We start from the raw sequence: 19,803 nt of genomic DNA, 5'->3' as shown, positions 1-19,803 counted from the left end.
CGACCTCGGCCACCGACCCTCTGGAGCACATCCGTGAACGCCCGTCAGATCGCCCTCGCCACCACCTCCCTGCTCGCGGCGCTGGCACTGGCCGCCTGCTCTTCCTCCTCCACCGGGTCGACCCGGGCCGACACCGCCGTCGACGGCGGTGCCACCATCACGGTGCGCATCCCCGACGGCGGCAACTCCGGCGTCCTCGCCTTCGGCAGGAAGGACGGCTCGCTCGACCAGGCCCTGGCCAAGGTGCACGCCAAGGTGGCGTGGACCGGCACCTCCGGCGCCTTCGCCCCCGCGGCGCAGGAACTCGACGCGAACGCGCTGGACTTCGCCGAGGGCTCCATCACCTCGGCCACCGCCGCGCTCGCCCAGTCCCCGGGCTTCAAGCTCTTCGCCGCCGTCGCCCCCGACGAACTGGGCGAGGGAATCCTGGTGAAGAAGGACTCCGGCATCAACACGATCAAGGACCTGATCGGCAGGAAGGTCGCCGTCTGGCACGGCGGCACGAGTGAGTACCTGCTGCTCAAGGCCCTTCAGCAGCAGAACATTCCCGCCGACAAGGTCGAGCGGGTCTACCTCCAGCCCAACCAGATCGGCCCGGTCTTCAACTCCGGACAGGTCGCCGCCTGGTCCACCTGGGCCACGTACTCCGTCCCGACGATCGCCAACTCCGGTGCCAAGTTCCTGACGACCGGTGGTGAGGTCGGCTCCGACAACTACGCGGTGTGGGCCGTGCGCACCGGCTTCGCCGACCAGCACCCCGAGGTCGTCAAGGCGCTCTACACCTACCTGCACGAGGCCGGGCTCAAGCAGCGCGCGAACCCCGAGGCGTACCTCAACGTCAAGACGACCTCGGGCCCCGAGGCCATCAGCGACGCGCAGAAGGCCGTCGAGCTGCCGATCGACAAGGCGCTCGGCACCGCTGAGCCGATCGGCGAGACCGAGCTGAAGTCCTTCCACACCGTGGCCCAGTTCTTCGCCGACCAGAAGATCATCAAGGGCTTCTTCGACGTCAAGCCGTATGTGATCGACGTCGACTCCCTGAGCGAGACCGCCAAATGACCACCCTCACCATCGGTACGTCGACCGATCCCCAGGCACCGGGGCTGGTCGCACCTCGCCCCCGCAACGCCCGCCCGCGCCGACGGGCGGTGAGCATCGGACTGCGGGTGCTCGGCCCGATCGTCCTGCTGCTGGGCTGGACCTGGGCGTCCGCCTCCGGCGCGCTCAGCCCCACACTGCTCGCCTCACCCCACCAAGTCCTCTCCGCGCTGCGCGAGTTGTGGACCGGCGGCCAGCTCGGCGACGCCCTGTCCGTCTCCCTCACCCGGGCCGGTCTCGGCCTGGCCATCGGGGTGACGGCCGGGCTGGTGCTCGGCGTGATCACCGGCTTCTCCCGGCTCGGCGAGGAACTGCTCGACTCCTCCTTGCAGTTGCTGCGCACGATCCCCTTTCTGTCCCTGGTCCCGCTGTTCATGGTGTGGTTCGGGATCGGCGAGACGGCCCGGGTCGTCCTGATCGCGGTCGCCACCAGCTTCCCGATGTACGTCTCGACGTCCGGCGGCGTCCGCAACACCGACCGCAAACTCGTGGAGGCCATGCGCAGTTTCGGCATGGGCCGCCTCGCGCTCGTCCGGGAGGTGGTGCTCCCCGGCACGCTGCCCGCGCTGCTGTCGGGCCTGCGCCTGTCGATGACCCTCAGCGTGATCGCCCTGATCGCCGCCGAGGAGATCAACTCCACCGCCGGAATCGGCTATCTCATGTCCACGGCGCAGGAGTACTCCCGTACCGACATCCTCACCGTCTGCATCCTCATCTACGCCCTGATCGGGCTCGTCGCGGACGGTGTGGCCCGGCTGCTGGAGCGGCTGCTGATGCCGTGGCGCAACCAAGGAGCCACGCGATGAGCGAAACGCTGGCCGGCCCCGCCCACGGTCCCGCCAACGGGCCGGCTCACGGCACATCGCGAGGCCGGGCCGCCGACCGTCCGTCCGATCAGGCCGGTCCGTCCGATCAGGCCGGTCCTTCCGATCAGGCCGGACCGATCGACCAGGCCGGACCGACCGACGCCGTACGCACCGAGGCCGCCCCCGCCGAGGGTGCCCGTACCGAGGCCGCCGTCCGTATCCGCGGCCTGCGCCGTACGTTCGGCGACCGCGACGTCCTCGACGGCCTCGACCTGGACATCGCCCGGGGCGAATTCCTCGCGCTGCTCGGCGCCAGCGGCACCGGCAAGACCACCCTGCTGCGCATCCTGGGCGCCCTCGACCGCCACGACGCGGGCAGCGTCCTCGTCCCCGAGTCGCGGACCATCGTCTTCCAGGAGCCGAGGCTGGTCCCGTCCAAGAAGGTGCTGGCCAATGTCACCGTCGCGCTTCCGCGCGGCCCGCACACCAAGGAGACCGGGCGCCGCGCGCTGACCGAGGTCGGCCTCGACGGGCACGCCGACGCCTGGCCCGGCACCCTGTCCGGCGGCGAGGCCCAACGCGTCGCCCTGGCACGGGCGTTGGTCCGCGAGCCCGAACTGCTGCTGCTGGACGAGCCGTTCGCGGCACTCGACGCGCTCACCCGGCTGCGTATGCACGATCTGGTCGGCGAACTGTGCCGGCGCCACCGGCCCGCCGTCCTTCTGGTCACCCATGACGTCGACGAGGCGATCAGGCTGGCCGACCGGGTGGCCGTCCTGCGCGACGGACGGCTCGCGAGCGACGAGCGCGTCACCATCGACCACCCGCGCGACAGCGCCGACCCGCGGTTCGCCGCCCTGCGCACCCGGCTGCTCACCGAACTCGGCGTCCACCGGACCGCGCCCGCCACCGCGCAGGCCGCCCCCGCCGCAGACCCCGCCACTGACCTCGTCATCGCGCCCGCTGACCCCGCCACCCCGGCGGCCACCTCCAAGGAGTTCCCCGCATGACCGTCAACATCGGCGTCCACCAGGCCAATCCGTCGCTGTACCACCTCTCCCGGCTCGGCCTGCTGGAGGACCTGCTGCGCCCGGTCGGCGAGACCGTGGCCTGGCACGCGGTCGGCGGCCTGGCCACGGGCGCGGCCCTCGCCGACGGGACCATCGACTTCGGCGGCACCGGCTCCACCCCGCCGCTGTCGGCGCAGGCGGCCGGGCACGACCTGGTCTACGCCGCCGTCTCGGCCCCGCGCCCCGGCCACGGCGCCCTGCTGGTCCGCGCCGACAGCGACATCGCGTCCACGGCCGACCTCAAGGGACGTACGGTCCACCTCGCCATCGGCTCCTGGCAGACCCACTTCCTCGGCAAGTCCCTCTCCCGGCACGGCCTTTCCTACGGCGCCGACATCACCGCCGAGCGCTCGGCCGACGACTCCTACGCCCGTCTGCTGGACGGCCGGATCGACGCCTGGGTGGCCCAGGGCGCCGAACTGGTCGCCGCCCGGCGTGAGGGCCGGGTCCGTACCCTCGCCGAGGCCGGCGACCTCATCGCCGACCGTTCGGTGTTCTTCACCCGCCGGGACTTCGCCGACAGCCACGCCGACCTGGTCGGACTGATCACGCAGGCGCTCCAGGCCGCCGACGACTGGGCCGCGGGCCACCTCGACGAGGCCGCCGCCATCGCCGCCGACGACCAGGGCGGTACGGTCGCGGACTGGCAGGAGGCGCTGGCCGTACTGCCGTGGCGGACCGAACCGGTCTCCGACGCCTTCCTGGCCGAACAGCAGGAGGCCGCCGACATCCTCGCCGAGGCCGGCTTCCTGCCGCGCGCCGTCACCGTCGCCGACGCCCGCCACCCCGGCCTCAACGCCGCGGCCGCGCAGGCTCTGGCATCCCGGGAGAAGTGACCATGACCAGCCCCGAATTCCTCTGGTACATCATCCCCCGCGAAGGCGCCTACCCCTGGGAGCCGGCCGGCCGCCGCAGTGTCGACCTGGCCTATCTCCAGCAGTTGGGCGTCGCCGTCGACCGGCAGGGTTACGACGGCGCGCTGTTCGCCACCGACCTGTACGACGTATGGCCGCTCGCCAGCGCGGTCGCCGCCGTCACCCGGCCGAGTTTCAAGCCGCTGCTCGCGGTGCACCCCGGGCTCGTCTCGCCCACGCAGCTCGCCAAGATGGCCCTCAGTTTCGCCCATCTCTTCGGCCCGGACCGGCTGCGCTTCAACGTCGTCAACGGCTCGACCGAGCAGCTGCGTCAGGCCGGACTCCAGCTCGAACACGACGAGCGCTACCAACTCAGCGCCGAATACTGGGACATCGTCAAACGGCTGACCGCCGGTGAGGTGTTCGACCACAAGGGCCGCTTCTACGAGCTGACCCAGGCGGGCGCCTCGCTGCGCGAACTCACCCCGATCCAGGGCGGAGTGCACACCCCGCTGTGGTTCGGCGGGTCCTCCCCGGCCGGCATCGAGATGGCAGCCGAGCACGTCGACGTCTACCTCACCTGGGGCGAACCGCAGCACCTGCTCAAGGAGAAGCTGGACCGGGTCCGTGAGCGCGCCGCGCACTTCGGCCGCGAACTGCGGTTCGGGCTGCGGCTGCACCTGATCGTCCGGGACACCGAGGAGCAGGCGTGGGCCGCCGCCGACCGGCTGCTGGACGTCACCAGCCAGGCGACGTACACCCGGATGCTCGGTGACCCGGAGATCAAGGACGGCGAGGGCTGGGCACGGCAGTTCCGCCAGCACGGCGGGCGTGTGCCCAAGCACGCACGGGAGTTGGAGAAGCACCCCAACCTGTGGCCGGGCATGAGCCTGTTCCGCCCCGGGCCCGGCACCGCCGTGGTCGGCAGCACCGAGCAGGTCATCGAGCGGCTCAAGGAGTTCCAGGGCCTGGGCGTCGACACGTTCATCCTGTCCGGGAACCCGCTGCTGGAGGAGTCGTACCGGATCGCCGAGACCGTACTGCCGGCGCTGCGCGAGAACGCCGGGGGCCCGGGGGACACGGTGGGCGCGGGGGACGCGAAGTGACCTTGCTGGAGGACGCCCGCTCGCTGGAACTCGACCGGCTGCGCCGCGACCTGCACGAGCACCCCGAGACCGGCCTGCACGTACCCCGCACCCAGCAGGCCGTGCTCGCCGCGCTCGACGGCCTCGGGCTCGACCTGCGCACCGGCACGGCGCTCACCTCCGTGGTGGGCGTCGTGTCCGGTGCGCGGCCGGGGCCGACCGTGCTGCTGCGCGCCGACCTGGACGCGCTGCCGTTCCCGAACGGCCCCCGGCACGCCTGCGGCCACGACCAGCACGCCGCGATGCTGGTCGGCGCCGCACGGCTGCTCGCCGCCCGGCGGGACCGGTTCGCGGGCGACGTCCTGCTGATGTTCCAACCGGGCGAGGAGGGCCACGACGGCGCGCGCCTGATGCTGGAGGAGGGGCTGCTCGACACCACGGGCAGCCGTCCGGTGGCGGCCTACGCCCTCCACTCCAGCGCCGCGTCGGCTCGGGGGCGGTTCAGCAACACCGCGGGACCCGCGCTGGCCGCCAACGGCAGTCTCGCCGTCACCCTGCGCGGCGCCGGCGGTCACGGGGCATGGCCGCACCGGGCCCGCGACCCCATCCCCGCGACCGCCGAACTGATCACCGCGCTGCACACGGTGACGGCACGTCAGTTCGACGCCTTCGATCCGGTCGTGCTCACCGTCGGCACGGTTCACGCGGGTACGCAGGCCAACATCATCCCGGAGCGGGCCCGTATCGAGGCCACGCTGCGCGCGCTGTCCGACAGCACCCTCGCCCGGCTCGCCGCCGTCGCCGAGCGCACCGCCCTCGGCATCGGCGCGGCGCACGGCCTGGACGTGGAGGTCGCGTACGTCCCCGGATACCCGGCCACCGTCAACGACGAGTCCGAGGCCGATCGGGTGGGCGCGGCCGTCGCCGAACTCTTCGGACCCGAGCGCTTCGTCCGTGACACCCGCCCGGCCCTGGTCTCCGACGACATCGGCCGGGTGCTGGCCGAGGTCCCGGGCGTCATGACCGGCCTCGGCGCCTGCCCGCCCGACCGCGACCCGGCCACGGCCCCCGGCAACCACGCGCCCGACGCGGCCTTCGACGACGCGGTCCTCCCCGACGGCGCCGCCCTCCTCACGGAGCTGGCCCTGCGCCGCCTCGCCGAACCCGCCGCCTGACCCTCCCCCCAGCACGCGGCACGGCCCCCGGGGAAGGGCCGTGCCGCGTACTGCCGTGCCGCGTACGGCCCGGGGGAGGAGCGGCCGCCGCTGCTGTACGGGCGTTGAGCGCGGACACGCTGCCGAGCCGAAGTCGTCCACGTACAGCTTGCCGGTGAGCACGTCGAGGGCGGGGTTCCGCGGGCGGCCGCCCACCGCGACGGTCGCCTTGAGCACGCCGGTACGGGAGTTGTGCTCGGTCACCGTGCCATCCCCCCGGTGCACCCGGAACGTACCGCGCAGGGTGTCGAAGGCGAGCCGTACGGGCGTCGCGCCGGTGGCCACCTCGCCGGGGCGCCTTGCCGGTCAGGGCGGCGGAGACCGGCAGCCGCGCACCCCCGCTCCCGCGTCGTGAACCCTTTTCCGGTCGGATGGCAAGTACAGGTGACCGCTGTTCTTCTCCTCCGACCCCATGGACTGCTGATGACCGATTCGCTGTGCCGGTCCTCCCCGGAGACCGGCCCGCCCGGTGCCGACGCGGCGGCGGACGCGGATGCCGCGGTGATCGCGGCGTCGCTCGACGACCCGGAGCGCTTCGCCGCGCTCTTCGACCGTCATGCCCCCGCCATCCACCGGTACGTCACCCGGCGGCTTGGATGTGACGCGGCCGACGACATCACCGCCGAGACATTCCTGACGGCCTTCCGGATACGGGCCCGCTACGACAGCGGGCGCGCCGGTGTACGGCCGTGGCTGCACGGAATCGCGGCCCGGCTGATCAGCCGGCACCGCCGCGAGGAGGTCAGGGCGCTGAAGCTGCTGGCCCGCACCGGGCACGACCCGGTGGCCGAGAGCTGGACCGACTCCGCCGACGACCGCCTCGTCGCCCAGGCCGCGTTCGGCCCCCTGGCCCGGGCGCTGGCCAAGCTCTCCGAAGGGGACCGGCACGCGCTGCTGCTCCTGTGCTGGGCCGACTTCACCTACCAGGAGATCGCCCAGGCCCTGGACATCCCCGTCGGCACCGTCCGCTCCCGGCTCCACCGCGCCCGAGGGAAACTCCGCGCCGCCGGCAGCGCGCCCGGCCCCGTCAAAGAGACGTCCGCACCGGCCGAACCGTCAGCACTGTCCGCACCGCACGTACCCGAAGGGGACCCGGCATGAACGAGCTCGACCGACCGCGCGCCCTGCGCGCCGACGCCCCCCTGCCCGACAGCGACCGGCTCGCGCCGCAACGGGCGGCTCTCGTCCAGGAGTTCGCGCGCGAGGCCGCCGGCCGGCCGGCGGCCTCGCCCCGGATTCCGTCCCCCCGCCGCAGGGTGGTCCTGGTGGCCGTCGCGGCGACCGCGGCCCTCGCCGTGACCGGCGGGGTCCTGGCCGCCCTGCCCGGCGACGGCACCCCCACGGCAACCCCCGGACAGCACGCGCCCACCGGCAGGCAGGTGCTGTCCGCCCGGGCCTCGGCCGACACCCTCGAACTGGCCGCGGCCACCGTCGAGAAGTTCGGCGCGGCCGAGCCGGGCCCGAAGCAGTGGGTCTACGAGAAGAGCACCGGCCTCAGGCCGGGCGAACCGCAGACGTCGGAGAGCTGGACCCGTTGGGACGGTACGGGCGAGGCGCATCTGCCCGGCACCCCTCCCGACGGTGATCGCACGGGCTTCGACCCGGACAAGCTCCAGGTCTGGTACGGGCCCAACCAGGAGGCGAAGTGGAAGAAGGAGGGCTACGACGACCGTTCCCAGCGTCAGTTCTACGACTTCCTCGCCACGCTGCCGAGCGACCCCGACCTGATGATGCGGCGCATCCGTGAGAAGCACGCCATCGGCGACATCAAGGGCGAGACCGCGGCCGAACGCGACTGGCGGGAGATCGACGTCCTCTACCGTTCCGTCCTGATCCCGCCCAACGCCCAGGCCGGCCTGTTCCGGGCCCTGGCCAGGATCCCCGGCGCCCGGGTGGAACAGAACATCAAGGACCCGATCGGACGCCCGGCCATCGGCGTGACCGTCACCTACACCCGGCCCTCCGCCTCCGGCCACCTGGGCAAACAGGAACTCTTCTTCGACCCCCGCACCTACGCCTACCTGGCGGAGATCGACCGCGCCGCGCCGATCGATCCCCCCAAGGGCCTCCCCTCGGCCAAACCCGCCCCGAACCGGGCCTCCGGCTCCGTGTTCATCACCGCCCGCAACGCCTGGGGCGTCGTCGACAAGCCCGGCGAACGCCCCTGACTCCCGGCGGGCCGCTGTCCGTTACGGCACCGGGCCGTCCCACAGATCGGTGCTGTGGGCGCCGACCAGAGCGCCGATACGGGTGAGGACGTCGTCGGCGGCCCGCGGGCCGAGGCGGCGTCCGTCCCGCAGCCGCAGGGCGACATGGTCGGCGGCGGCCTCCCTGGCGCCGATCACCGCCTGGTACGGCACCAGGCGGGCCTCCCGGACCCGGGCGCCGAGGGTGCCGTGCTCCGGCCCGGAGATCTCCGCGCGCAGCCCGAGGCCGGCGCAACGCCGTACCAGCGCCTCGGCGTCGGGCAGTTCGGCCGCGGAGACGGGGAGGACCACCAGTTGGACGGGGGCGAGCCAGGCGGGGAAGGCCCCGCCGTGCTGCTCGATGAGATGGGCGACGGCCCGCTCCACGCTGCCGATGATGCTCCGGTGGACCATGACCGGCCGGTGTTTCGCGCCGTCCGCGCCGATGTAGTGCAGATCGAACCGCTCGGGCTGGTGGAAGTCGATCTGGACGGTGGACAGGGTGGACTCCCGGCCGGCGCCGTCGACGACCTGGACGTCGATCTTGGGGCCGTAGAACGCGGCCTCGCCCTCGGCCGCCTCGTAGGGAAGTCCGGAGCGGTCGAGGACATCGGTGAGCAGGGCGGTCGACCGCTGCCACATCTCGGGGGCGGCGACGTACTTCCCGCCCGGGCCGGGAAGGGAGAGCCGGTAGCGGGCCGGGCTGATGCCGAGCGCTTCGTACGCCCGGCGGATCATCTCCAGGGCGGCCCGCGCCTCGTCGGCGGCCTGGTCCAGGGTGCAGAAGATGTGCGCGTCGTTCAGCTGGATGGCCCGGACACGGGTCAGCCCGCCGAGCACGCCCGACAGCTCCGAGCGGTACATGCCGCCCAACTCGGCCATGCGCAGCGGGAGTTCGCGGTAGCTGTGGGAGCGGGACCGGTAGATCACCGCGTGGTGGGGACACAGGCTCGGCCGCAGGACGACCTGCTCACCGCCCAGGTCCATCGGCGGGAACATGTCGTCGCTGTAGTGCGACCAGTGGCCGGAGATCTCGTACAGCTCCCGCTTGCCGAGCACCGGCGAGTAGACGTGCCGGTAGCCCGCCCGCCGCTCGGCGGCGCGGATGTACTCCTCCAGGGTGTGCCGCACGGCCGCGCCGTCGGGCAGCCAGTAAGGCAGCCCCGCGCCGATCAGCGGGTCGGTGTCGAACAGGCCCAGCTCGCGGCCGAGCTTGCGGTGGTCGTGCATGGCGGTCTCCTCGTGTACGGAGGGCGAGTGACCGCAAGGCGAAGCCCCGGGGCACTCGCCCCGGGGCTTCGGACCAAAACAGCTGTCAGCGCGCCGGGACACTCTCCGGCGTCGTCGTCATGGCAGCGCGCTTCATGCCGACCACGCTAGCAGAGGAGGCGGGACGGCCGCGCGGCCGTTTTCCGCAGGCCGCCGCGATCCGGACCGAACGGTTCTCCGGGACCGCCGGGTGGAAACAGTTGACCCTGGGCTCTCTCCAGGGCGTGGCCGACACCCCACCCCTTGCCGTCATTGCAATGAGGGCCGGAATTTAACAATGGTTGGTCGGCCGCTGCCAGGAGAGAAATAATTGGGGATCTTTTTATGAATCCTCTTCCGGGTGCCGGTCTCCGCCCGCGTGATAACCGCTTCGAAATGCCACTGTCAAGCATGACTTTTCGGGCACAAGGGGTGATCGGCATCGACGCCCGCGTGGTGTGGGTGCCGTATGCCGCACCCTTCCGTACAACCGGATCGGTGTGGCCGTCTGCGTATATCGGCGGGAACAGCCGCGGGCGGGAATGTGTCTCGCTATAGAGTCCGGCCGGGGATGTCCGGACGAGAAAAAGGAATACGATGTTCCGAAAGAGGCGCGGCGGTCCGCGGATGCGAGGGCATGTCCGCCGTATGACGGTCACGGGGGCCGCGGCCGCGGTCATAGCCGGTCTGCTTCCGCTCGCCACGAATGCGGCCGCCGCGCCGGAGTCGGCTCCGGCCACCGTCACGAAAGCCGGTGCCCTGGCCGGGTCTTCGGGGGTGGATGACGGGTCGGTGTCGGAGGAGGACCGGGCGTTGGGGGAGGCGCGGTCGTCGGGTGTGGCGGTGGAGGTGGTGTCGGCGCGGACGGAGTTGTCGGATGAGTGGGCGGATCCGGATGGTTCGTTCGCGGTGCGGCGTTACGGTTCGCCGGTGCGGGTGTTCCGGGGTGGGGTGTGGGTGGCGGCGGATCCGTCGTTGGTGTTCGCGGGGGACGGGAGTGTGGTGCCGCGGGCGGTGTCGGTGGCGGTGGTGTTTTCGGGTGGGGGTACGGGTCCGCTGCTGTCGGGGGTGAAGGACGGGCGGACGCTGACGCTGTCGTGGCCGTCGGCGTTGCCGGTTCCGGTGCTGGAGGGGAATGTGGCGACGTACGCGGATGTCCTGCCGGGTGTGGATGTGCGGCTGAAGGCGGAGGTGGAGGGGTTCTCGCAGCTGATCGTGGTGAAGTCGGCCGCCGCCGCGCGGAATCCGGCGCTGGCGACGTTGCGGTACACGATGAGTACGGTGGGGCTGTCGGTGGCCTCGGACGCGGATACGGGCAGTATCACGGCGACGGATCCGGCGGGGCAGACGGTGTTCACCAGTCCGACGCCGCTGATGTGGGACTCCACCACGCAGACCAGCGGCACGACCGGCACGGCCGCCGCCAAGTCGGCCAGGGCCAGGGCCGGGACTCTGGCTGCCGGTGATGCGGGTGGTGTGTTCGAGCCGCCGCCGGGTGCGCGGGACGCGCAGATGGCCACGTCGGTCAGCGGCAGTACGCTGTCGATCACCCCGGACCAGGCCCTGCTGACCGGTGCCGGTACTCAGTATCCGGTGTACATCGATCCGTCGTGGGCGTGGGGCAAGCGGCAGAACTGGACGCGGGTCTACAAGAAGTACCCCACGACGTCCTTCTGGAACGCCAACGAGGTCGCCCGCGTCGGGTACGAGGCGGAGACGAACGGGCTGTCGCGGTCGTTCTTCCAGTGGGACATCTCGAACATCGAGAACGCCGGGGTGATCTCCTCGACGTTCCGGATCAAGAACACCTGGTCGTGGTCGTGCCAGGCACGCCCGGTCCAGCTCTGGCAGACCGGCCCGATCACCTCCCGCACCACCTGGAACAACCAGCCCGCGAAGATCGGCTCCTCACCGCTGGCCACGGTCGACCAGTCCAAGGGCTGGGGCAGCGCCTGCCCGGCCGGCAACCTCGAATTCGACCTCACCCCCAGGATCAGGGACGCCGCAGCACACGCCAACGCGAGTGTCACCCTGGGCCTGTACGCCGCGGACGAGTCCGACACCTACGGCTGGAAGAAGTTCGACCCGAAGACCGCCGTCCTGGAGACCACCTACAACCACGCTCCCACCGCTCCCGCCGACCCGGGCACCAACCCCAGGACCTCCTGCGGCGCCGGCGGGCTGATCGGCAACACCACGGTCAGTCTGCACGCGACAATCGACGACCGGGACGCCGGCAACCTCACCGCCCGCTTCCAGGTCTTCCCCGCAGGGTCCACCACACCGGTCGTCAACACCACCGTCCCCGCGCTCAAGGGGCGGGTGGCCACCCTGGTCGTGCCCGACAGCAGCCTGCCCACCGGCACGTACACCTGGAAGGCCAACGCGACCGACGCGATGAACGCCACCTCGCCCTGGTCGGCGACCTGCACCTTCACCGTCGACCGCACCCGCCCCGCCCGGCCACCACTGATCAACTCCACCGTCTTCCCACCCGGCGACAACGGCTGGCCCACCACCACGGGAACCGCACGGCAGCCGGCGCCGTTCTCCTTTGCCGCCAACGGGGTCACCGATGTCGCCAAGTACTACTACTTCACCGACTGGGACCCCTCGCCGCGCGACAAGGAGGTGACTCCGGGCGCCGGTACGAGCGTCACCCTGACCCCGCCGGGTGCGGGCCCGCACTTCGTCTACGCCTACAGCGCGGACAGCTCGGGCAATGTGTCCGACACCGCCACCTATCTGTTCTACGCGGCCGGTTCGGGGGTCCGGGACGTCCCCGGTGACCTCAACGGCGACGGCAACGACGACATCTGGAACATCGACGTCAATGGCGCGCTGCTCACCTACGCGGGCCAGGGCAACGGCCAGTTCGCCTCGGCGTCCAACGGCGGCGGGTCGTTCTCCGGCGCGCGGCTGACGTACCGCGGCGACTGGGGACAGGACGGCTACAACGACCTGATCGCCCTCCAGCCCAACGCCACCGGCACCGCCAAGAACCTCTGGGAGTACCCCAACAACGGCTCCGGCATCGCCACCGTCGCGGGGGTCGACGGCGGCAAGCAGCCGCTGACCGTCGCCTGCCCGGCCGTCACCGCACCCACCGACGACAACCCCGACGGGTGCGCCACGGGTGACGACCACTGGCACGACGCCGACCAGATCATCGCCCCCGGCGACCTCAACGGCGACGGCGCCCCCGACCTCCTGGTCAAGGAGGGCACCCTGCTGTGGGCCTACTACGGCGACCGCGCCACCAAACGCCTCGACATCCACGGCGACCCCGTCCTCGTCGGCGGCGCCGACTGGAACAAGTACACCGTCATCGCGCCCGGCGACATCAACAACGACGGCTACCCCGACCTCTTTCTGCGCGAGGACACCACGGGTGACCTCTACCGGGCTTACGGCGGGCCGGGCGAGCAGTCGGGCGTCGTCAACCCCGCCACCTGGGGCAGTCCGGACGCGCGGGTGAAGATCGGCAGCGGATTCCCCGCCGCCACCTACCCCGTCATCGAGTCCGTCGGCGATCTGACCGGAGACGGTGTCGCGGACCTGTGGGGCCGCCGCAGCGACAACGCCCTGCTCGGCTGGCCCGGGGCGACCACCGGCACCGGCGGATTCTCCTTCGGCGCCGGCTTCCCCATCAGCGCCACCTCACCGGTCGGCGCCCCCGGCGGAACCCCGGGCCGGCCCGACATGAGCGGTGACGGCCTGGCCGACATGGTCGTGCAGACGCCCGACGGCACGCTGTCGATCCGCCGCAAGATCTCCGGCAACCAGTTCTTCGACACCGGGACGCAGGTCAGCTGGGGGTGGCAGGACTACTTCGGCCAACCCGGCCAGGGCGTCCTGTACTTCGCCGACATCGACGGGGACGGGACCAAGGACCTGATCGCCCTGGACACCGACGGAAACATCACGGTCCGCAGGAACAACCGGACCGGGACCGCCTTCGACTCGGGGACGTTGATGAGTTCGCATTGGTCGAATTTCCTGGGTCAGCCGGGTCAGGGGCGGTTGTACTTCGCCGATGTCACGGGTGACGGGAAGGCGGATCTCATCGTTCTTGGGACGGATGGTGATCTCACGGTCCGTAAGAATATGGGGACGTACTTCGATTCGGGGACGTTGATGAGTTCGCATTGGTCGAATTTCCTCGGTCAATCGGGTCAGGGGCGGTTGTACTTCGCCGATGTCACGGGTGACGGGAAGGCGGATCTCATCGTTCTTGGGACGGATGGTGATCTCACCGTGCGTAAGAATATGGGGACGTACTTCGATTCGGGGACGTTGATGAGTTCGCATTGGTCGAACTTCCTCGGTCAACCGGGCCAGGGGAAGCTGTACTTCGCCGACGTCACCGGAGACGGCAAGGCCGACCTCGTCGTCCATGAAACGGACGGCGCCGTCTCCTACCGCGTCAACCTGGGCACGTACTTCGACGCGGGCCGGGAGGCCAGCGCCCACTGGTCGAACTTCCTCGGCGGTCCGGGCAAGGGGCTCCTGTACTTCGAGTGACCGCGGCAACGCGTAAGGCGGGGAGCACCGGATGTCCCGGTGCTCCCCGCCCGCGGTGTACGTACCCCGTGCACCCAGCCCGCCCGGCGTTTGAGGGCAGTGGCGTGGCGAGGGTGAGGAGGTCGACCACATCCCAGCCCGCCCGGCGTTTGAGGGCAGGTAAGCCCGCGCGGCGTTTGAGCGCAGCGCAGAAAACCTAGGCGTCCGCCGCGCAGCGAAAACCCCCGTGCGCGGTCGTACTGTCCGCCGTATTGGACGTACGCGCAGCGACCCGGTACCGGTTGCAGTACGAGTGGTGGCACAGGTACGAGCCCCCGCGCAGCACCCGGTTCTCCCCCTCACCCGGCCCCACCGGATCCGTGCGGGTCTCGGGCCGGTCGGCCGCGTGCCAGTCCGCGGAGAAGCGGTCGGCGCACCACTCCCAGACATTGCCCGAGGTGTTGTGGAGCCCGTAGCCGTTGGGCGCGAAGGCGTTGACGGGCACGGTGCCGCGCCGGCCGTCCGTCCGGCTGTCGTGCACCGGGAAGGCGCCCTGCCAGATGTTGCAGCGTTGCCGTCCGTTGGGCGTCAGCTCGTCGCCCCAGGGGAAGCGGGCCCGCACCAGGCCGCCGCGCGCGGCCTTCTCCCACTCGGCCTCCGTGGGCAGCCGCTTGCCGGCCCAGGCGGCGTACGCGCTCGCGTCGTGCCACGAGAGGTGCACCACCGGGTGGTTGCCGCGCTCGCCGACCGAGGAGCCGGGGCCCTCCGGTGTACGCCAGCAGGCCCCGCTCACCCCGCGCCACCAGGGCGCGCCCGGCACCCGGCCGGGGAGCACGGCGTGCCGGGCCGACGGGGGTACGAAGGCGCCGAACACATAGGACCAGCCGCTCAGTTCGGCCTGGGTGCGATAGCCGGTGGCCTTGACGAAGACGGCGAACCGCGCGTTGGTGACACAGGTCGCGTCGATGTGGAAGGCGCCGACCTCGACCTCGCGCACGGGCCCCTCGCCGTCGGCGGGGAAGGCGTCCGTGTCGTCCCCGCCCATCAGGAACGGGCCGCCGGGGATCGCCACCATGCCGCGCAGCACCTCCGCCCGGGTGCGGGGCGGGACGGCGAAGTCCGCCGGGGGAGCCGCGAACGGCTCCTGCGGGGTCTCGGGGGCGGGGCCGCAGCAGGCGCTCATGACGTGCTCCCGGAGGTGAGGGCGCTCCCGAGCCCGCCGGGCGGGGGCGCGAGCCGGTCGAGCAGTTCGTCGACCTGTTCGCCCGCCGCCCGCAGCAGCATGGCGACCGCGCCCCGGGCGGCCGAGTCGTCGCCGAGCGCGGACGCGCGCACGGCCGTACGGCGTCCGGTGGCGGGCAGGGTCAGCGCGGCCAGCTGCTCGCGGACCGTGCCGAGCACCAGGCCGTCCAGGGCGGCGAGTTCGCCGGCGATCACCACGCACTCGGGGTCGGTCTGGGCGGCGAGCGCGGCCAGTACGCGGCCCGCCGTCGCGGCCGCCTCCCGCACCACGGCGACGACCTCGGGGTCACCGGAGGCGGCGAGCGCCACGAGGTGGTCGGCGTCGCGCACGGCCGCGCCCCGGGCGCGGCACTCGGCGAGCAGCGCGGAGAGTCCGATCGCGCCCTCCAGACAGCCCCGGCCGCCGCAGTAGCAGGGCGGCCCCTGCGGGTCGACGCTGGTGTGCCCGATCTCCCCGGCGGCGCCGTGCGCGCCGCGCACCAGCCGGCCGTCGATCACCAGCCCGCCGCCGACGCCTTCCGACCAGCGCAGATAGACGATGTCGGAGCGGCCGCGCGCGGCGCCCCAGGCGACCTCGGCGAGCGCGGCCAGCCGGGTGTTGTTGTCCGTGGAGACGGGCGCGCCGAAGTGCCGGCCGAGTGCGGTGACGATCCGGGCGGCCGCCGGGGCCATGGCGCCGGCCTCCGGGTCGGCCGGGTCGTGCACGGGTCCCGGCAGCCCGAGCCCGATGCCCTTGACGGGCGCGAGGCTGATCCCGCGTTCCCCGACCAGCTCGCCGACGGCCCCGATGACCGCCGCCACCCGCTCGTCGGGCCCGGTGCCCGCGGGCAGCGGGGCGCTGCGCCGGGCGACGATCTCATGGGCGTGGTTGGCGACGACGATGTGCATCCGGGTCCGCAGCAGCCCGACGCCGATCAGCTCGGCCCCGCGCGGGTTGAGCGAGACGGCCGTGGCCGGCCGGCCGCGCCCGCCCGGCGGCTCGGACCCGGGCTGCTCGATGACCGCCTCGCGGGCGAGCAGGTCCGAGACGATCGTGAACAAGGTGGTGCGGGAGAGCCCCACCCGCTCGATCAGCTCGGCCCGGCTCAGCGCGCCCGACCGCCGCAGCTCGCCGAGCACGGCTGCCTCGTGGGCGGAGCGCAGGCGCTGGAGGGCGGCTCCGCGTCGTTCTGCCATGCCCGCATGATCGGCCGCCGCGAGCGATTCTGTCAAGTCTCGGGATAAAATCATCCCCGCTGCTCAGAGCGGTGCGGCCGGGGAAGAGCGGGCCCTTTGGTCAATTAGTCCCGAGGGTTGACTAAAACCGGGAGGGCTCCTTACGGTGCCGGTGAGCCCACCATGCGACGACGGCACCCGTGACCGGTGCCAGCGAGGGAGCGGACGGCCAGTGAGCCCGCAGAACATCCTGTTCCTGATGACCGACCAGCACCGGGTGGACACCCTCGGTGCCTATGGCAACACCCTCGTCGACACCCCGGCCCTGGACGCCCTGGCGGCCGAGGGGACGCGTTTCGACCGCTTCTACACCCCGACCGCGATCTGCACCCCGGCCCGCGCCTCGCTGGCCACCGGGCTGCACCCGTTCCGGCACGGCATGCTCGCCAACCCCGAGCGCGCCTCCGGCGGGCAGAACGAACTCAACGAGAGCGACCCGCTGTTGTGGCGGCAGCTCAAGGAGCACGGCTACCGGGTCGGCCACGCCGGCAAGTGGCACATCGGCCGCGAGCACGGACCCGAGCACCACGGCCTGGACGGCGAGCACCTGCCCGGCGCGCTCAACCCCGTCCACCACCCCTCGTACGAAAGGTGGCTGGCCGAGCGCGGGCTGCCGCCCTTCGCCGTGCGCGAGCCGGTCTTCGGCACCGCCGCCAACGGCGTCGGGCGCGGCCATCTCCTCGCCGGCCGGCTCCAGCAGCCCGCCGAGGCGACCTTCGAGGCGTTCCTCACCGACCGCACCCTGGAGCTGCTGGCCGAGTACGCCGCCGAACACAAGGCGACCGGGCGGCCGTTCATGCTGTCCTGCCACTGGTTCGGACCGCATCTGCCGTATCTGGTGCCCGACGCGTACTACGACCTCTACGACCCGGACTCCGTCCCGCTGCCCGCCTCGATGGCCGAGACCTTCGCCGGGAAGCCCGACGTCCAGCGCCGCTACAGCGAGTACTGGTCGTCGGACTCCTTCGACGCCGCCGCCTGGCGCAAGCTGATCGCCGTCTACTGGGGCTATGTCACCCTGATCGACCACCAGGTCGGCCGCATCCTCGACGCCCTCAAGGAGCACGGCCTGTGGGACGACACCGCCGTGTTCTTCACCGCCGACCACGGCGAGTTCACCGGCGCCCACCGGCTCAACGACAAGGGCCCGGCGATGTACGAGGACATCTACCGGATTCCGGCCCTCGCCCGGGTGCCGGGAGCGCCCGCCCAGGTCAGCGACGCCTTCGCCACGCTCACCGACCTCAACCCGACGATCCTGGACCTCGCGGGCCTGCCCGCGCCCGAACGCTGCGACGGCGAGAGCCTGTTGCCGCTGCTGCGCGGTGACGAGGCGGGCGCGGCGGCCGTACGGGACCGTCAGGAGGTCGTCGCCGAGTTCCACGGCCACCACTTCCCGTACGCCCAGCGCATGATCAGGGACCACCGCTACAAGCTCGTGCACAACCCGGAGAGCGTGCACGAGCTGTACGACCTGGCGGCCGACCCGTACGAGCTGCACAACGTGTACGAGGCCCCGGCCTACGCGGGGGTGCGGCGGGACCTTGCGGCGCGGCTCTACCGCGAACTGCTGCGCCGAGGCGACCCCGCGCACAGCTGGATGGGCTACACGGCCGACATCGGCGACGGCCGCGCCCCCGACGTGGACGGGGTCGCGGAGGAGATCGCCTGACCCCGTCCACCCCCCGCCGACCCAACCCTCGCCCGTACAGCCGCTGTTCGTACCGCCCCTGTTCGTACGCCCCCACCGCGCGCCCACCGGAGCGGCGCGCCCCGAACCACCCCGGAGGCCACCATGGCAAGCCGTGACCCGATGCGCCCCAACGTCCTGCTCATCCTCAGCGACGACCAGGGCCACTGGGCGCTGGGCTGCGCGGGCAACGACGAGATCCGCACCCCGCGGCTCGACGCGCTCGCCGCCGAGGGCACCCGCCTGGAGAACTTCTTCTGCACCTCACCGGTCTGCTCCCCGGCCAGGGCCAGCCTGTTCACCGGTCAGATCCCGTCCCGGCACGGCGTGCACGACTGGCTCTCCGGCGGCCACGCGGGCCCGCGCGGCACGGACTTCCTGGCCGGGCAGCGGCTGTTCACCGACGAACTCGCCGACGCGGGCTACCGGCTGGGCCTGTCCGGCAAGTGGCACCTCGGCGCCAACGACCGTCCCCGGCCGGGCTTCACCCACTGGTACTCCCACGAGAGCGGCGGCAGCCCGTACCACGGCGCCCCGATGTACCGCGGCGGCGCCCGCGAGCCCGCCGACGGCTATCTCACCGACCTGCTCGCCGACGACGCGGCGGACTTCCTGCGCGCCGAGACCGGCCACGACGCGCCCTTCTATCTCTCGCTGCACTTCACCGCGCCGCACAAGCCGTGGAAGGGCCAGCACCCGCCGCAGGTGGAGAGCCTGTACGCCGACTGCGCCTTCGACAGCTGCCCGCAGGAGGAGCCGCACCCCTGGCAGCCGACGGTCGACGGGGTCCCGGTCGGCGGCGAGGCCGATGTACGGGCCGCCCTCGTCGGCTACTTCGCGTCCGTCACCGCCATGGACACCGGCATCGGACGCGTCCTGGACACCCTGGCCGAACAGGGGCTCTCCGACAGCACCCTGGTCGTCTTCTCCAGCGACAACGGCTTCAACTGCGGCCACCACGGCATCTGGGGCAAGGGCAACGGCACCTTCCCGCAGAACATGTACGACACCTCCGTGAAGGTCCCCGCGATCATCGCCCAGCCGGGCCGGATCACCGCGGGACAGGTGCGCCACGAACTGCTCTCGGCGTACGACTTCGCCGCCACCCTCCTGGAGTGCGTCGGCCTCGACCCCGAGCCGTACGAGCACGGCCCCGGCCGCTCCTTCGCCGGGCTGCTCCTCGACGGCGACGGGCGCGTCCCCGGCCGCCCCCGCCCGGTGGTCGTCTACGACGAGTACGGGCCGGTGCGGATGATCAGGACCGCCGAGTGGAAGTACGTCCACCGCTATCCGCACGGCCCGCACGAGCTGTACCACCTGGCCGCCGACCCCGGCGAGCGGGTCAACCTCGCCGCGAGCAGCGCGCACGGCGAACGGATCGCGCGGCTGCGGCGGCGGCTCGACGCCTGGTTCAAGGAGCACGCCGACCCCGCGCGGGACGGCAGCCGACTGCCCGTCACCGGGGCCGGCCAGTCCGCGCCCGTGGACGACGACCCGCTCGGCGCCTTCGACGTCCCCGACGACTGGGACGAGCCGAACCGACTGTCGAGTCCTTCTTGAATCGTCCTTCCCCGGGCCGCTCTGATGCTGGC

13 protein-coding genes and 1 pseudogene are annotated in these 19,803 nt (G+C 72.1%); 11 read left to right on the top strand and 3 right to left on the bottom strand.

Features of this window, described 5'->3' with window-relative positions; genetic code table 11:
• Nucleotides 1-33: 33 nt before the first annotated feature.
• From OHA30_RS08595 to OHA30_RS08560, 8 genes and pseudogenes are all read left to right on the top strand, one after another.
• Complete coding sequence (locus OHA30_RS08595; RefSeq protein ID WP_328913214.1) at nucleotides 34-1,059, top strand: NrtA/SsuA/CpmA family ABC transporter substrate-binding protein; 1,026 nt, start codon at nucleotides 34-36, stop codon at nucleotides 1,057-1,059.
• Entirely contained in the window at nucleotides 1,056-1,904 is an 849-nt protein-coding gene (locus OHA30_RS08590) for an ABC transporter permease (protein ID WP_328913213.1), read from the top strand. Before OHA30_RS08595 ends, OHA30_RS08590 begins: the two co-directional genes overlap by 4 nt.
• Nucleotides 1,901-2,641: pseudogene (locus OHA30_RS08585) on the top strand (ABC transporter ATP-binding protein); the annotation flags it as partial. The gene OHA30_RS08590 and the pseudogene OHA30_RS08585, both read left to right, overlap by 4 nt.
• A gap of 269 nt (nucleotides 2,642-2,910) precedes the next feature.
• Nucleotides 2,911-3,810, top strand: coding sequence for an ABC transporter substrate-binding protein (locus tag OHA30_RS08580; RefSeq protein ID WP_328913212.1), 900 nt, complete (start codon nucleotides 2,911-2,913; stop codon nucleotides 3,808-3,810).
• Between the two features lie 2 nt (nucleotides 3,811-3,812).
• A complete protein-coding gene (locus tag OHA30_RS08575; protein ID WP_328913211.1) occupies nucleotides 3,813-4,934 on the top strand; it encodes an LLM class flavin-dependent oxidoreductase in 1,122 nt (373 codons plus the stop codon).
• A complete protein-coding gene (locus OHA30_RS08570) occupies nucleotides 4,931-6,088 on the top strand; it encodes a M20 metallopeptidase family protein (RefSeq protein WP_328913210.1) in 1,158 nt (385 codons plus the stop codon). Before OHA30_RS08575 ends, OHA30_RS08570 begins: the two co-directional genes overlap by 4 nt.
• Nucleotides 6,089-6,550: 462 nt before the next feature.
• The gene (locus OHA30_RS08565) at nucleotides 6,551-7,228 is read left to right on the top strand and encodes an RNA polymerase sigma factor (RefSeq protein ID WP_328913209.1); all 678 of its coding nucleotides are present in this window, start codon (nucleotides 6,551-6,553) and stop codon (nucleotides 7,226-7,228) included.
• Entirely contained in the window at nucleotides 7,225-8,295 is a 1,071-nt protein-coding gene (locus OHA30_RS08560) for a CU044_5270 family protein (protein WP_328913208.1), read from the top strand. Before OHA30_RS08565 ends, OHA30_RS08560 begins: the two co-directional genes overlap by 4 nt.
• A gap of 21 nt (nucleotides 8,296-8,316) precedes the next feature.
• Here OHA30_RS08560 and thrS read toward each other — a convergent pair whose 3' ends face one another.
• Nucleotides 8,317-9,645 (bottom strand): threonine--tRNA ligase, encoded by a 1,329-nt coding sequence (thrS, locus tag OHA30_RS08555; RefSeq protein WP_328913207.1) that lies wholly within the window; start codon nucleotides 9,643-9,645, stop codon nucleotides 8,317-8,319.
• A 564-nt stretch (nucleotides 9,646-10,209) separates the two neighbouring features.
• Between thrS and OHA30_RS08550 the strand changes: the two genes are divergently transcribed.
• Entirely contained in the window at nucleotides 10,210-14,085 is a 3,876-nt protein-coding gene (locus OHA30_RS08550; RefSeq protein ID WP_328913206.1) for an FG-GAP-like repeat-containing protein, read from the top strand.
• Between the two features lie 196 nt (nucleotides 14,086-14,281).
• On the opposite strand, the gene OHA30_RS08545 is transcribed toward OHA30_RS08550, so the two are convergent.
• Together OHA30_RS08545 and OHA30_RS08540 are read right to left on the bottom strand one after the other, a co-directional pair.
• Nucleotides 14,282-15,247, bottom strand: coding sequence for a formylglycine-generating enzyme family protein (locus OHA30_RS08545; protein ID WP_328913205.1), 966 nt, complete (start codon nucleotides 15,245-15,247; stop codon nucleotides 14,282-14,284).
• Nucleotides 15,244-16,482: an ROK family transcriptional regulator gene (locus OHA30_RS08540; RefSeq protein WP_328913204.1), complete on the bottom strand. Its 1,239-nt coding sequence runs from the start codon at nucleotides 16,480-16,482 to the stop codon at nucleotides 15,244-15,246. The genes OHA30_RS08545 and OHA30_RS08540 overlap by 4 nt, the downstream gene beginning before the upstream one ends.
• Before the next feature lie 211 nt (nucleotides 16,483-16,693).
• Here OHA30_RS08540 and OHA30_RS08535 point away from each other — a divergent pair, with 211 nt between their 5' ends.
• Nucleotides 16,694-18,193: a sulfatase-like hydrolase/transferase gene (locus OHA30_RS08535; protein ID WP_328913203.1), complete on the top strand. Its 1,500-nt coding sequence runs from the start codon at nucleotides 16,694-16,696 to the stop codon at nucleotides 18,191-18,193.
• A 123-nt stretch (nucleotides 18,194-18,316) separates the two neighbouring features.
• A complete protein-coding gene (locus OHA30_RS08530; protein WP_328913202.1) occupies nucleotides 18,317-19,771 on the top strand; it encodes a sulfatase-like hydrolase/transferase in 1,455 nt (484 codons plus the stop codon).
• The last annotated feature ends 32 nt before the right edge of the window (nucleotides 19,772-19,803 follow it).

It is taken from the genome of Streptomyces sp. NBC_00223 (genome assembly GCF_036199905.1).
Classification (GTDB): Bacteria; Actinomycetota; Actinomycetes; order Streptomycetales; family Streptomycetaceae; genus Actinacidiphila.
Note: the sequence above shows the minus strand (reverse complement) of the source record. Positions and strands in the feature narration are given on the sequence as shown.

What these genes read in the sequence shown, in the direction of transcription:
- OHA30_RS08540 (WP_328913204.1), bottom strand. Translation starts at nt 16,482, where the DNA reads ATGGCAGAACGACGCGGAGCCGCCCTCCAGCGCCTGCGCTCCGCCCAC.
- OHA30_RS08560 (WP_328913208.1), top strand. Translation starts at nt 7,225, where the DNA reads ATGAACGAGCTCGACCGACCGCGCGCCCTGCGCGCCGACGCCCCCCTG.
- OHA30_RS08550 (WP_328913206.1), top strand. Translation starts at nt 10,210, where the DNA reads ATGACGGTCACGGGGGCCGCGGCCGCGGTCATAGCCGGTCTGCTTCCG.
- OHA30_RS08575 (WP_328913211.1), top strand. Translation starts at nt 3,813, where the DNA reads ATGACCAGCCCCGAATTCCTCTGGTACATCATCCCCCGCGAAGGCGCC.
- OHA30_RS08580 (WP_328913212.1), top strand. Translation starts at nt 2,911, where the DNA reads ATGACCGTCAACATCGGCGTCCACCAGGCCAATCCGTCGCTGTACCAC.
- OHA30_RS08565 (WP_328913209.1), top strand. Translation starts at nt 6,551, where the DNA reads ATGACCGATTCGCTGTGCCGGTCCTCCCCGGAGACCGGCCCGCCCGGT.
- OHA30_RS08530 (WP_328913202.1), top strand. Translation starts at nt 18,317, where the DNA reads ATGGCAAGCCGTGACCCGATGCGCCCCAACGTCCTGCTCATCCTCAGC.
- OHA30_RS08590 (WP_328913213.1), top strand. Translation starts at nt 1,056, where the DNA reads ATGACCACCCTCACCATCGGTACGTCGACCGATCCCCAGGCACCGGGG.
- OHA30_RS08545 (WP_328913205.1), bottom strand. Translation starts at nt 15,247, where the DNA reads ATGAGCGCCTGCTGCGGCCCCGCCCCCGAGACCCCGCAGGAGCCGTTC.